The sequence below is a fragment of the Ruegeria lacuscaerulensis genome (assembly GCF_013033355.1).
Taxonomy (GTDB): domain Bacteria; phylum Pseudomonadota; class Alphaproteobacteria; order Rhodobacterales; family Rhodobacteraceae; genus Ruegeria; species Ruegeria lacuscaerulensis_A.
Map to the genome: position 1 here is coordinate 491,268 of NZ_WQDY01000001.1, position 13,005 is coordinate 504,272.

Genomic DNA, 13,005 nt, shown 5'->3' on the forward strand with positions numbered 1-13,005 from the left:
GTCATAGATTATGACCTAATATGCAATTAAAGATAGCACACTGATCTGACGTGGGGAGGCGTTTGATGAGTAAGCCACAAGTAACTTTGAATGACCGGTTCGATCTGGAAAAGAACCAGGTTTTGTTGAATGGCACCCAAGCGCTGGTGCGTCTGATGCTTATGCAAAAGGCGCGGGATCGTCAGGCCGGGCTGAATACTGCCGGGCTTGTAACCGGCTACCGTGGTTCTCCGCTTGGGGCGGTTGATCAACAGATGATGCGCGCCCAAAAGCAATTGGCCGAAAGCGATGTTACCTTTCAATACGGTCTAAACGAAGATTTGGCTGCAACTGCTTTGTGGGGCAGTCAGCAGGCGGGCCTTCGAGGGGATGGCAAGTTTGATGGGGTTTTCGGTCTTTGGTACGGAAAAGGGCCCGGAGTAGACCGTTCCGGCGACGTGATGCGCCACGCCAACATGGCGGGCACCGCGACGCATGGCGGCGTATTGATGGCTATGGGGGATGACCATACCGGTGAAAGCTCGACCGTGCTGCATCAGTCAGAATGGTCGCTAGTTGACATGTATATGCCGATCGTCAGCCCCGCAGGCGTACAGGAAATTCTGGATTATGGTGTTTATGGCTTTGCCCTTAGCCGGTTTGCCGGGGTTTGGGTCGGTCTAAAGACCATGAAGGACACGATCGAGGTCACCTCGGTCGTGGATGGCAGCGCAGATCGGATGTCCGTTGTCGTCCCTGACTTTGATATGCCTCAGGACGGGTTGAACATCAGGCTGGTGGACACGCCGCACCTGCAAGAGGCACGACTGATAGACTTCAAACGCTTCGCGGCCGAGACGTTCTCGCACGCCAACAAGATGGACAAACGTGTCTGGGGCAAACCCGGCGCAAAAATCGGGTTTGTTGCCGCAGGCAAGAACTGGTTGGATTTGGCCCATGCGCTGTCTCTTCTGAACATCGATGAAGCCGAGGCCGAGCGTTTGGGCATCACGACGTACAAGGTCGGGCAGACATTCCCATTGGACATGGCCGGGTTCCACGATTGGGCAGAAGGTCTGGATCTGATCGTAATCGTCGAGGAAAAGCGCAAGCTGATCGAGGTTCAGGTTAAAGAGGCAATCTTTGACGACCGTCGGGGGCGTCGTGTGTATGGCTGGTATAAGGGCGGTGCGGGTACTCTGCATCGCGAAGAACTGTTCCCGACCCGAGGGGCATTGGACCCCAACATGATCGCTGAAAAGCTTGGCGAAATTCTGATTGAGGAAGGCCGTGACACCGATGGAGTTCGCGCCGGATTAACCAAGCTGTCCGAGGCCCGGCGTGCCGACAACGCGGAGGAGATCGCAACGCGTCTGCCGTATTTCTGTTCGGGATGCCCGCATAACAGTTCGACCAAGGTGCCGGATGGAAGCCGGGCCTATGCCGGGATCGGTTGCCACTACATGGTCCAGTGGATGGACCGCAGCACCTCGGGCTTTACGCAGATGGGTGGAGAAGGGGCCAACTGGATCGGGGAAGAGCCGTTCTCGACCACGGATCACGTTTTCCAGAACCTTGGTGACGGAACTTATAACCACTCGGGCGTTCAAGCGATCCGCGCGGCCCTGTCGGCTGGCACCAACATCACGTTCAAAATTCTGTTCAACGATGCCGTCGCGATGACTGGAGGTCAGGGAAATGAAGGCGATCTGACCGCGGAACGGATTGTGGCAGAGGTTAAGGCTATGGGCGTCAAAGACGTCGCGCTGGTCTATGATGAAAAGGAAGATGTGAACTTCAAAGCCTTGCCTGCAGGTGTCGAAACACACGAACGCGCCGAGCTGATGCAGGTCCAGGAAAAATTGCGCGGTGTCGAAGGTGTCTCGGTCCTGGTTTATGTACAGACCTGTGCCGCCGAAAAGCGCCGCCGTCGTAAGCGCGGTACCTTTCCTGACCCCGACAAGCGGGTATTTATAAACACCGATATCTGCGAAGGTTGCGGCGATTGCGGTGTTCAGTCGAACTGTGTGTCGATTGTGCCCAAAGAGACTGAACTCGGCCGGAAGCGCGCGATCGACCAGTCCAGTTGCAACAAAGACTTTTCCTGCCTCAAGGGGTTCTGCCCGTCCTTCGTGACGCTGGAAGGTGCGAAAATCAGCAAGGAGGCAACCACCGAGATCGACCTGCCAGACCTTCCGATGCCGACACTGCCTAAGATCAAAGGCACGCATAACGTGGTCATCACGGGTATCGGCGGTACGGGTGTTGTCACGCTTGGTGCTGTTTTGGCTCAGGCCGCTCAGATCGACGGCAAAGGAGCCGGGATGATGGAGATGGCCGGGCTGGCGCAAAAAGGGGGTGCCGTACACATCCATTGCCGTCTGGCCAACCGGCCTGAAGATATCAGCGCGATCCGCGTCGCCACAGGAGAAGCCGATGCGTTGATAGGTGGTGATCTGGTGGTCTCTGCCGGGGCCAAGACACTGGGATTGACCCGGTCGGGGCAAACTGGTGCCGTCGTCAACAGCCACGAAACGGTCACTGGTGATTTCACACGCGACACCAAGTTCCGGATTCCGGGTGATCGTCTCGAGCTGGCTTTACAGGCGCGGTTGAAAGAGGATGTCTGGCTGTTCGACGCAACTGATCTGGCGCGGGTAGTGATGGGCGACTCGATCTATTCCAACATGATGGTGTTCGGGGCCGCTTGGCAGCGTGGTTTGCTTCCGATCAAACATTCGGCTGTCCTTCAGGCGATCGAACTGAACGGAACGGCTGTAGAGCGAAACAAGCGGGCTTTTGATATCGGTCGCTGGGCGGTTCTGTATCCGGAAAAAGTCGCGGAGATTCTGCGGCCCAGTGTGGCTGAACTACCCAAGACGCTGGATCAAATGATCAGTTTTCGCGCCGATCACCTGACCGCTTATCAAAGTGCGCGGCTCGCGAAACGGTACCGCAGACTGGTCGAAACATTCGAAGATAAGGGTATCCGTGAAGCCGTTGCAAAAGGGTATCATAAGCTGCTGTCTTATAAGGATGAATACGAGGTCGCGCGTCTTTTGTTGTCCAGCCGCGAAAAAGCGGAGACCGAATTTGATGGTGACTTCAAGATGACGTTCCACCTCGCGCCGCCGATCCTTGGTGGTACAGGCCCGGATGGTCGGCCGCGCAAAAGAACTTATGGCGAGTGGATGCTGGGGCCATTGAATCTGATGACCCGGTTGAAAGCCTTGCGTGGGACGCCCCTGGATATATTCGGGTACAGCGCAGAACGCCGAATGGAACGAGCTCTGATCAAGCAATACGAGCGTGATCTCAAAGAGATCACTCCGCTGATCAGTTCTGAGACCCGCGATGCCGTCATCGCTTTGGCCGAACTGCCACTGGATATTCGCGGCTTCGGCCCGGTGCTTCAGGAAAACGAAGCCAAGGCAGCGAAACGCCGAGAGGAACTTTTGTCAACGATCCGTAGCGGAGGGCCCAATTTGCGCGCAGCGGCCGAGTAAATCGTCACAACACTGTCACGGTCACTAGGCAAGATTGTTAGCCGCACATAGATTGCAGGCAGCAAGTTTCGGAGACAACCATGCCCTCGCGCCGCCACGTCGCTCGTGACATTTCTTATGCCCATTCCGCCGAAACGAAAGGCGGACGGATGGTGATCAAACTGATGGAGAATACCACAGGCCGCATGCGCCTGATCAAGCGTGCGGATGGGTACGAGCACGAGGTCGCGCAGGGGCGCGATTTCTGGTCGGTTATGGTGGACCGGTATGGTTTGTCGCTGGATGTAGTCGGTGGCGCGTTATCCAACATCCCTCAGACCGGTCCGCTGATCCTGATCGCCAACCATCCTTACGGCATTCTGGATGGGATGATGATGGGCCACATCCTGTCTCAGGCTCGGGGCGATTTCCGCATACTGGCCCATCGCGTATTCCGCAAAGCCGAAGATTTGAACCGCATCATCCTGCCGATCTCGTTCGATGAGACGAAAGAGGCGATGAAGCTGAATCTGGATACCCGCAAAACCGCGCTGAATTATTTGGATGAGGGTGGAGCGATCGGGATTTTCCCCGGTGGCACGGTTAGCACCGGGGTCAAACCGTTCTCATACCCCATGGATCCGGGTTGGCGCGGGTTTACGGCGCGCATGGTCGCCAAGTCGAACGCAACGGTGGTGCCGGTATTCTTTGAGGGCCACACCTCGCGCCTGTTTCAGGTCGCCAGCCATCTGCACAACACTTTGCGCATGGGCTTGCTGATCAAAGAGTTCAAAAAGCGCGTCGACACTCCGGTCAAAGTGGTGGTCGGAGAGCCCATTGGCCGCGACGTTTTGGACCCTCTTGCCAAGGACACGCGCAAGATGATGGATTTCCTGCGCAAAGCCACGTATGAGCTGTCTCCAACGCCGTTGGAGTCCTATGACTACGGCTATGAGTTTGAGGAACGGCATCGCGCCTGAAGGGGCTAATGGCAGTAGGTATTTTTGATTCTGGTTTGGGCGGTCTGACCGTTCTGGACGCCGCGCAGAAACGTCTGCCGGACTTGGATTTCCTGTACTACGCGGACAGTGCGCACGCTCCGTACGGCGTGCGGGATGCACAGAACATCTATGAGCTTACACGCGGCGCGGTTAATGAGCTTTGGAACCGGGGCTGTGATCTGGTGATTCTGGCCTGCAACACGGCCAGCGCCGCGGCTCTGCGCCGGATGCAGGAAGAGGGCGTGCCCGAGGGCAAGCGAGTGCTCGGCGTCTTTGTGCCTTTGATCGAGGCGCTGACCGAACGGCAATGGGGAGACAACAGCCCTCCGCGCGAGGTTGCGGTCAAGCATGTGGCTCTGTTTGCAACGCCTGCGACGGTCTCTAGCCGAGCGTTCCAACGCGAACTGGCTTTCCGCGCCATCGGTGTGGATGTCGAGGCGCAGGCCTGTGGCGGTGTGGTCGATGCCATCGAAGACGGCGATATGATCCTGGCCGAGGCGCTGGTGCGCAGCCATGTGGACGCGCTCAAACGTAAAATGCCCGAACCGCAGGCGGCCATTCTGGGCTGCACCCATTATCCGCTGATGGCTGACGAGTTTCAGGCCGCACTGGGTGAGGATGTGCAGGTATTCAGCCAGGGCGCATTGGTCGCCGAAAGCCTTGCGGATTATCTGGAACGTCATCCAAACATGCGGGGCGGGGGGCAGGGCGGATTCCTGACAACCGGCAAGCCCGACACGGTCAGCGACCGCGCAACACAGTTCCTGCGACGACAAATCACGTTCGAGGCTGTCTGACTTAGGTCAAGGACGCCCAGCCTTGTGCTGATTTATTCCCGGACCGTCGCATCGGCGGTCGTGACATGTGACACCACGCAAACAAGAGGTCTGATATGACCCATAAAATCGCAATTCTAGGGGCTTCGGGCTATACAGGCGCTGAACTGGTACGGCTGATTGCCAAACACCCCAACATGGAGATCGCCGCGTTGGCCGCCGAGCGGAAGGCTGGGATGACCATGGCGCAGGTCTTTCCGCATCTTCGCCACATGGACCTGCCGACCCTGTGCAAGATTTCCGAAATCGACTTTTCGCAGATCGACCTGTGTTTCTGTGCCTTACCTCACAAGACCAGTCAGGAAGTGATCCGCGATCTGCCCAAGACCCTCAAGATCATCGACTTGTCCGCCGATTTCCGTCTGCGTGATCCGGCGGAATATGAAAAATGGTACGGCAACCCACATGCCGCTCTGGCGCAGCAGGACGAGGCAGTCTACGGCTTGACCGAGTTTTACCGCGACGACATCCGCAGCGCCCGTCTGGTGGCGGGCACTGGCTGTAACGCGGCGACGGGGCAATATGTGCTGCGCCCGCTGATCTCGGCCAATGTGATTGATCTGGATGACATCATTCTGGATCTTAAGTGCGCAGTGTCCGGCGCGGGGCGGTCGCTCAAGGAAAACCTGCTGCACGCCGAACTTAGCGAGGGGTACAACGCCTATGCCGTCGGCGGAACGCACCGCCATCTGGGTGAGTTCGATCAAGAATTCTCGGCATTGGCAGGCCGTCCGGTCAAGGTGCAGTTCACGCCGCATCTGGTGCCCGCGAACCGGGGGATTCTGGCCACCACCTATGTCAAGGGCGATCCGGCCAGCGTGTACGAGGCGTTGACCAAGACCTATGAAAACGAACCCTTTATCCAGATGCTACCCTTTGGCGAGACGCCATCGACCCACCACGTGCGGGGCTCGAATTTTTGCCATATCGGTGTAGTGGGCGACCGGATCGAACGTCGCGCGATCGTGATCGGTGCTCTGGATAACCTGACAAAAGGTAGCAGTGGCCAAGCCTTGCAGAACGCCAACCTGATGTTAGGTGAAGCTGAAACAACGGGCCTGATGATGGCCCCTCTGTTCCCATGAGGATATCATGAAGTCGCTCAAAAAACGCCGTCGCGTACAGATCATACTGCTGGCAGTCGTGGCCCTTGTGTCATCTACAGCATTGATCGGCTGGGCTTTGCAGGACGGTATCAACTTTTTCCGCTCGCCTAGCGAGGTAATCGCAGAGCCGCCAAAGTCCACCGAAGTGTTCCGGATTGGTGGTTTGGTCGAAGAGGGCTCGATCGTTCGCGGGCAGGGTGAAACGGTGACGTTTGTCGTAACCGATGGCGGGGAAAGTGTACCAGTCGCTTTCACAGGCGTATTACCGGACTTGTTCGAAGAAAACCAGGGCATGATCGGGACTGGTTCTTATGTGAATGGCGTATTCGAGGCGACCGAGATTCTTGCCAAACACGATGAAACCTACATGCCCAAAGAGGTTGTGGACGCGCTGAAGGAACAAGGCGTGTATGTGGAGCCAAGCGAAGGCTGAACCTTCGAATAGATAGAATTGTTATAGGGCGTTGCGGTAGCAGCGCCCTTTTTCGTAGATCGCTCTTAACCCAGAGACTGCAGCCTTTGTGCGAATTCAAGCGGAGGATGCAATGCAGACGGTTCAAGAGATCGCGACTGATATCGTATCGCGCGAAGGTGGCTTTGTAGACGACCCGGATGATCCGGGCGCCGCGACAAAATACGGTGTCACGATCCACACAATGCGGCGCTTGGGGCTGGACTTGACCGGCGATGGATTCATTACACGCCAAGACGTTAAGCGCCTCTCAAAAACACAGGCTGTCGATATTTTCGTGTCTCACTATTTCAAGGGCCCAAGACTGAGCATGTTGCCAGAGGTACTGCAACCTTCTGTCTTTGACATGTATGTCAACGCTGGCGCGCAAGCGGTTAAAATACTTCAATATCTTCTGAGGAAAATGGATTTTAAGATCACAGTGGACGGTGTTGTCGGCCCGCAGACTGCGAAGGCCAGCAAGACTGCCGCGCTGCCGGACCCGATTGCCTTGCGAGACGCGTATGGAGTGGCGCGTCGGAATTATTATTTCCGGATTGCCGATGGGCGCGTTGCTTCGCGGAAATACGCGCGTACGCAAACTGGACACAAGGGTGGGTGGATTCGAAGAGCAGAGGAATTTGTCTCTCCGGGGTACCACCTGAGCGATGCGGAATTTCAGCAGAGGGTTGCGGGATGGGATTGATCTCGGGTTTTTTGTCGTTCCTTTTTGGTGATGGAAGGAATGTCGTTCGCGAAACTGCCGAAGTGTTTCGTGAAAATGCGGAAAAAGGTGCCGAACGGGACCTGTCGCTTCAACAGCAAGCAATGGTTCAGTTCGGTGCTGAATATGCCGTACCGCGCAAGGGTGGTTTCGACCGTTTTATGGACGGCCTCAACCGATTGCCGCGTCCCGCTCTGGCGCTTGGTACGCTTGCGCTATTCGTGGCGGCAATGGTGGATCCCCTTTGGTTTGCGGTGCGGATGCAGGGCATCGCTCTTGTGCCTGAGCCGCTGTGGTGGCTTTTGGGGGTTATTGTTTCGTTCTATTTCGGCGCGCGGCACCAAGCCAAAATGCAGGACTGGCAACGCGAGCTTTCGGCGACAGTGCGGCGCGCGCCTGTAGTTGCGCAGAATATCGCGGAACTCAGACATATGCGGGCGAAGTCCGTTGGCGCGGCTGATCCGGGGACCGATGTAACTCTTGCCGAGCACGCGCTGAACCCTGACGAAAACCGGGCACTGGACGATTGGAGGCGCGCCCGCACGGCATGAGCCGCGACACTATGTGCGCCTTCAGGACGCGAAAGTTATTGGTGCTTCCTTTGCAACAGGATTATATGCAGGGCCATGATTACAGAGCTTGGTCACTACGCCCTCATCCTCGCCTTTCTCGTGGCGATCGTGCAGTCCGTCATTCCGCTGGTTGGCGCGTCCAAAAGGTGGACGGGTTGGATGACTTTTGGGGAAACCGCCGCGGTAGCCCAACTGGTGCTCATGACGTTTTCTTTCAGTGCGCTGGTTTGGGCCTTTGCCACATCGGATTTCTCGCTACGCATCGTGGTCGAGAACAGTCATTCGGCTAAGCCAATGCTTTACAAGATCAGCGGGACATGGGGAAACCATGAAGGGTCCATGTTGTTGTGGGTCTATATCGTGGCCATTTTCGGTGGGATGGCTGCGATTTTCGGGGCGGGTTTGCCACCTACACTGAAGGCGCGCGTGCTGGCTGTTCAAGCCGCGATTGGCGTAGCGTTCTATGCCTTTATCCTGTTCACATCGAACCCCTTTGACCGGCTTGTTGTTGCACCCTTTGATGGGCGGGACCTGAACCCATTGCTGCAAGATCCCGGTTTGGCGTTCCACCCTCCGTTCTTGTACTTGGGTTACGTGGGTCTCAGCATGGCGTTCAGCTTTGCCGTTGCTGCCTTGATCGAAGGCCGTGTCGACGCGGCGTGGGGTCGGTGGGTGCGCCCGTGGACACTGGCCGCGTGGGTTTTTCTGACTATTGGGATCGCGCTTGGGTCTTGGTGGGCCTACTATGAACTGGGTTGGGGTGGTTTCTGGTTCTGGGATCCCGTCGAGAATGCGTCGTTCATGCCTTGGCTTCTGGCTGCTGCGTTGCTGCATTCCGCCATCGTTGTCGAAAAACGCGAGGCGCTGAAAAGCTGGACGATCCTGTTGGCGATCATCGCGTTCGGGTTCTCGTTGATTGGCACGTTCATCGTGCGCTCGGGTTTGCTGACCTCGGTTCATGCCTTCGCCAACGACCCGGAACGTGGCGTTTTTATCCTGTTCATTTTGGTCATCTTCATCGGTGGTGCGCTGACGCTGTTTGCCGCACGCGCGCAAGCGATGGAGGCCAAGGGCGTCTTTGGCATGGTCAGCCGTGAAAGCGCACTGGTACTGAATAATATTTTGTTGGCTGTCAGTTGCTTTGTGGTGTTCTTCGGGACCATGTGGCCGATGGTGGCCGAGATGGCTTTTGACCGGAAACTCTCGGTCGGGGCACCGTTTTTCAATGCGGCCTTTACACCCTTCATGATCGTTTTGGGGATCGTTCTACCTGTGGGCGCAATGATGCCGTGGAAACGCGGCAAGATTGGCAAGGCGGCGTATTCGCTTCGCTACGCCTTTGTATTGGCCGTGGCTTTGGCGATACTGGTCTGGGTCATGCAAACGGGGCGTAGCGCGCTTGGCCCTATTGGTCTGTTCCTTGGGGCGTGGGTCACTTTTGGCGCTGCGGTTGATTTGTGGAGCCGTACAGGCCGCAACGGAAGCCTAAGTCGCCTGTTCCGGCTGCCCGGAGCCGATTGGGGCAAAGCCGTTGCGCATACCGGGCTTGGCGTGACCATGTTTGCCATTGCCGGTCTGACCGCGTGGGAGGTTGAGGATATCCGAGTGGCGCAGCCTGGTCAGCCTTTTGAGGTTGGTCAATTCACCCTGACACTGGACGATGTCCGCCGCGTGCAAGGGCCCAACTACTTCTCGACCACCGCCGATGTTCGGGTGGAAAAGAACGGCCGCCCCATGGGTATGTTGCACCCGGAAAAACGGGACTATCCTGTTGCCAGAATGCCAACGACCGAAGCGGCGATCGACTACCGGTTCTTAGGGGACCTGTACGTTGTGATCGGCGATCAGCAGGCTGACGGAGGCTGGGTGATGCGAACCTACATCAAGCCTCTGGCAAACTGGATCTGGGGTGGTTGTATCCTGATGGCTTTGGGTGGGTTCCTTAGCCTGTCCGACAGAAGGTTCCGCGTGGCTGCAGGCGCACGCAAGGCCCCAACAGGCGGAGTGCCAGCAGAATGAAACGCCTGATCCTGATCCTGGCGATTATCGCGTCGCCTTTATACGCCGTGCAGCCAGACGAGGTACTGGACGATCCGGTCTTGGAGCAACGTGCACGTGACCTGAGTACCGGTTTGCGCTGTTTGGTCTGTCGCAATGAAAGTATTGACGAAAGCAATGCCGGGCTGGCGCGGGATTTGCGCCTGTTGTTGCGGGAACGGCTTGTTGCGGGCGATAGCGACGAAGAAGCAATCAGCTTCATTGTAGACCGTTATGGGGAATACGTGCTGTTGAAGCCTACCATAACTGGTTCAAACCTGCTGCTGTGGCTTGCGGGACCGATCATGTTGTTGATTGCTGCAGCGGTGGGTTGGAGTTTCCTTCGAAAGCGCGCAGATGCGCACGCGACCGCGGACACTGACGGGCTTAGCGACGCTGAAAAGAAGCGGTTAGAGCAAATTCTGAAGGACTGACCCTTGGTCGGTCTTTCCCTTGATTGTGAATTAAGTCAGGCTTGACCTCAAGAATAGTGCTTGGGGGGGGAACCTGATGGATTATGAAACCGTGCTGCTGAACATCTCGGACGATTTGGCGGTAGTGACCCTGAATCGACCGGACAAGATGAATGCGATGACCGCCCAGATGCGGGCCGAAGTTGCATATGCCATGAAAGAGGCGGCAGCCAATGCACGCGCCGTAGTGCTTACTGGGGCAGGGGCCGCGTTCTGTTCCGGACAGGACTTGGGCGATTCCTCGACCACAGGAAAAATCGACCTCGAACGCACGTTGCGGGATGAATACGAGCCGATGCTCGAAACGATCTACAACTGTCCGGTTCCCACCATTGCCGCTGTGAACGGCCCGGCTGCGGGGGCTGGTTGCAGTATGGCCTTGTGCGCGGATGTAGTGATTGCAACGGAAAGCGCCTATTTCCTGCAGGCTTTTGCCCGGATCGGCTTGTTGCCGGATGCTGGCGGGACATGGTTTACCCCGCGCCAAATGGGCTTTGCCAAAGCGATGGGGGCCGCTCTGTTTGCGGACAAGATCAGCGCGCGGCAAGCCGATGAGTGGGGCATGATCTGGGAGGCCGTCCCGGATGCCGATTTCGACGCCCATTGGCGACGCCGAGCCGCCTATCTGGCCAGCGGTCCGACCGCTGGGTTTGGCGCGATCAAAAAGGCGATCCGCGGGACTTACGAAAAGACGCTGGGTGAACAGCTTGAGATCGAAGCCCACCTTCAGGGTGAATGCGGACGGTCTCGGGATTTTGCCGAGGGCGTCGTAGCCTTCATGCAAAAACGCCCCCCGAAATTCGAAGGGCGTTGAGCTTCACGCGCGGCGGCGGCGGCGGGTCCGGCGCTCTGGCACCGCGTCGTCACCGGTGCCATCAGAGGCGGACGAAAACGGCCCCAGCGCATTAGTAATCTGATCAAGTGTCGGGCGCGTTCCACGGGGCGTGCTATCCAACGCCTCGCGCATTTTGCGCAGGTGGTCAGGCATTGTACCACAACAACCGCCAACAATCGTCGCACCCGCATCACGCGCCATTGCGGCGTATTGCGCCATCAGTTCGGGTGTACCGTCGTAATGGATGTGCCCATTCACATATTTAGGAATGCCCGCATTCCCTTTCGAGATCACAGGACGTTCTGTGCCCTGCGCAGCAAAACCCAGCACCGTGCGCAGGATGTCCGATGCGCCGGTGCCGCAATTTGCACCAAAGGCGACGGGTGGGTTTGGAAGGGTCTCAACCAGCTGCGCCAGGTCGGCCGACGTGACGCCCATCATGGTGCGACCGGCGGTGTCAAAGCTCATGGTGCCACACCAGGGCATATCGGCAAGGGCAAACGCCTCGGCCGCCGCGCGGAATTCCTCGGGGGCGCTGATCGTTTCCAGCCACAGGACGTCCGCGCCGCCCGCTTTCAACGCTTCAGCCTGTTCGTGGAACATTTCGACCGCCCCGGCATGGGACAGAGCTCCGACAGGTTCCATTATCTCACCGGTCGGACCGACCGAACCAGCCACAACGACCGTCCGGCCCGCCTTGTCAGCAACTTCGCGACCAAGCTCGGCGCCAATACGGTTCAATTCACCCACACGGTTCTGGGCGTCGTGCAATTTAAGCCGTGCTGACGTACCACCGAACGTGTTGGTCAGAAACAGGTCGCTGCCCGCATCAACTGATCCCTGATACAATGCCCGTATCTTGTCTGGCGCGTCCACATTCCACAATTCTGGTGCGTCCCCGGACTGCAATCCCATATTGAACAAGTTTGTGCCGGTTGCACCGTCGGCAAGGATGGCATCATTTGCGGCAAGAAGATCAGTCAGCGCGTTTGTCATTGGGCGTTCCCGAAAAGTCGGCGGAGCCGAAAAAAATAAGAAGCCCCGTGTCTCATGACCGGGGCTTCAAATCAAATTCATAAAACTCATGAAGATCATGAGTTCAAGGGCAGAGGGTTAATCCGCCTCGCTCAGGATTTGCGATTTGGCTTCGGGCAGAAGTTCAGTCATTTTCGCGCGGATTTCATCGTCAGACGACAGTGATCCCAAGTCACCCGACACTTTGCGGACGACGTCTTCGTGGCCTGCCTCTTCCATATCGGCGATCACGACAGTTTTGGCATAAGCTTCAGCCTCTTCGCCGGATTTTCCCAACTTTTCTGCGGCCCAAAGACCCAGCAGTTTGTTGCAGCGTGCTTGTGCTTTGAACTGCATTTCCTCGTCATGGGCAAACTTCGCTTCAAAGGCGTTTTCGCGTTCGTCAAATGTGGTCATTGGTTGGGGACCCCTTGGATTACATCTTGTCTTTTGCAGATATGACCATAGCAAGGCTTCGACGCAAGGGATTTG

At 57.1% G+C, this 13,005-nt stretch carries 12 protein-coding genes; 10 read left to right on the top strand and 2 right to left on the bottom strand.

All coding sequences use genetic code 11. The features are described 5' to 3' along the window. Positions 1-65: 65 nt before the first annotated feature. The 10 genes from GOW48_RS02380 to GOW48_RS02425 all read left to right on the top strand — a co-directional run bounded on the left by GOW48_RS02380 (position 66) and on the right by GOW48_RS02425 (position 11,478). Complete coding sequence (locus GOW48_RS02380) at positions 66-3,485, top strand: indolepyruvate ferredoxin oxidoreductase family protein (protein WP_170751069.1); 3,420 nt, start codon at positions 66-68, stop codon at positions 3,483-3,485. 80 nt (positions 3,486-3,565) lie between these two features. Further along, complete coding sequence (locus GOW48_RS02385; protein WP_170751071.1) at positions 3,566-4,444, top strand: lysophospholipid acyltransferase family protein; 879 nt, start codon at positions 3,566-3,568, stop codon at positions 4,442-4,444. Positions 4,445-4,452: 8 nt separating this feature from the next. Then, the gene (gene murI / locus GOW48_RS02390; protein ID WP_170751072.1) at positions 4,453-5,262 is read left to right on the top strand and encodes a glutamate racemase; all 810 of its coding nucleotides are present in this window, start codon (positions 4,453-4,455) and stop codon (positions 5,260-5,262) included. A gap of 95 nt (positions 5,263-5,357) precedes the next feature. Continuing rightward, complete coding sequence (argC, locus tag GOW48_RS02395) at positions 5,358-6,386, top strand: N-acetyl-gamma-glutamyl-phosphate reductase (protein ID WP_170751074.1); 1,029 nt, start codon at positions 5,358-5,360, stop codon at positions 6,384-6,386. A gap of 7 nt (positions 6,387-6,393) precedes the next feature. After that, on the top strand, positions 6,394-6,840 hold the full coding sequence (ccmE, locus tag GOW48_RS02400) for a cytochrome c maturation protein CcmE (protein ID WP_170354088.1): 447 nt from the start codon (positions 6,394-6,396) through the stop codon (positions 6,838-6,840). A gap of 112 nt (positions 6,841-6,952) precedes the next feature. Continuing rightward, positions 6,953-7,564 carry a holin-associated N-acetylmuramidase gene (locus tag GOW48_RS02405; RefSeq protein WP_170751076.1) on the top strand — a complete coding sequence of 204 codons (612 nt, stop codon included), beginning with the start codon at positions 6,953-6,955 and terminating at the stop codon, positions 7,562-7,564. Beyond that, positions 7,555-8,133, top strand: a complete 579-nt coding sequence (locus GOW48_RS02410) for a holin family protein (protein WP_170751078.1) — start codon at positions 7,555-7,557, stop codon at positions 8,131-8,133. Before GOW48_RS02405 ends, GOW48_RS02410 begins: the two co-directional genes overlap by 10 nt. Before the next feature lie 75 nt (positions 8,134-8,208). Beyond that, the gene (locus tag GOW48_RS02415; protein WP_170354091.1) at positions 8,209-10,173 is read left to right on the top strand and encodes a heme lyase CcmF/NrfE family subunit; all 1,965 of its coding nucleotides are present in this window, start codon (positions 8,209-8,211) and stop codon (positions 10,171-10,173) included. Next, on the top strand, positions 10,170-10,625 hold the full coding sequence (locus tag GOW48_RS02420) for a cytochrome c-type biogenesis protein (RefSeq protein WP_170751080.1): 456 nt from the start codon (positions 10,170-10,172) through the stop codon (positions 10,623-10,625). The genes GOW48_RS02415 and GOW48_RS02420 overlap by 4 nt, the downstream gene beginning before the upstream one ends. A 76-nt stretch (positions 10,626-10,701) precedes the next feature. Next, entirely contained in the window at positions 10,702-11,478 is a 777-nt protein-coding gene (locus GOW48_RS02425; RefSeq protein WP_170751082.1) for an enoyl-CoA hydratase-related protein, read from the top strand. Between the two features lie 3 nt (positions 11,479-11,481). On the opposite strand, the gene bmt is transcribed toward GOW48_RS02425, so the two are convergent. Together bmt and GOW48_RS02435 are read right to left on the bottom strand one after the other, a co-directional pair. After that, the gene (gene bmt, locus GOW48_RS02430) at positions 11,482-12,495 is read right to left on the bottom strand and encodes a betaine--homocysteine S-methyltransferase (RefSeq protein WP_170751084.1); all 1,014 of its coding nucleotides are present in this window, start codon (positions 12,493-12,495) and stop codon (positions 11,482-11,484) included. A gap of 117 nt (positions 12,496-12,612) precedes the next feature. Further along, positions 12,613-12,930 (bottom strand): DUF1476 domain-containing protein, encoded by a 318-nt coding sequence (locus GOW48_RS02435; protein ID WP_170751086.1) that lies wholly within the window; start codon positions 12,928-12,930, stop codon positions 12,613-12,615. Positions 12,931-13,005 lie beyond the last annotated feature (75 nt).

Excerpts from the sequence above, each read along its gene's own strand:
- GOW48_RS02380 (WP_170751069.1), top strand. The coding sequence starts at position 66 with ATGAGTAAGCCACAAGTAACTTTGAATGACCGGTTCGATCTGGAAAAG.
- GOW48_RS02385 (WP_170751071.1), top strand. The coding sequence starts at position 3,566 with ATGCCCTCGCGCCGCCACGTCGCTCGTGACATTTCTTATGCCCATTCC.
- murI (WP_170751072.1), top strand. The coding sequence starts at position 4,453 with ATGGCAGTAGGTATTTTTGATTCTGGTTTGGGCGGTCTGACCGTTCTG.
- argC (WP_170751074.1), top strand. The coding sequence starts at position 5,358 with ATGACCCATAAAATCGCAATTCTAGGGGCTTCGGGCTATACAGGCGCT.
- ccmE (WP_170354088.1), top strand. The coding sequence starts at position 6,394 with ATGAAGTCGCTCAAAAAACGCCGTCGCGTACAGATCATACTGCTGGCA.
- GOW48_RS02405 (WP_170751076.1), top strand. The coding sequence starts at position 6,953 with ATGCAGACGGTTCAAGAGATCGCGACTGATATCGTATCGCGCGAAGGT.
- GOW48_RS02410 (WP_170751078.1), top strand. The coding sequence starts at position 7,555 with ATGGGATTGATCTCGGGTTTTTTGTCGTTCCTTTTTGGTGATGGAAGG.
- GOW48_RS02415 (WP_170354091.1), top strand. The coding sequence starts at position 8,209 with ATGATTACAGAGCTTGGTCACTACGCCCTCATCCTCGCCTTTCTCGTG.
- GOW48_RS02420 (WP_170751080.1), top strand. The coding sequence starts at position 10,170 with ATGAAACGCCTGATCCTGATCCTGGCGATTATCGCGTCGCCTTTATAC.
- GOW48_RS02425 (WP_170751082.1), top strand. The coding sequence starts at position 10,702 with ATGGATTATGAAACCGTGCTGCTGAACATCTCGGACGATTTGGCGGTA.
- bmt (WP_170751084.1), bottom strand. The coding sequence starts at position 12,495 with ATGACAAACGCGCTGACTGATCTTCTTGCCGCAAATGATGCCATCCTT.
- GOW48_RS02435 (WP_170751086.1), bottom strand. The coding sequence starts at position 12,930 with ATGACCACATTTGACGAACGCGAAAACGCCTTTGAAGCGAAGTTTGCC.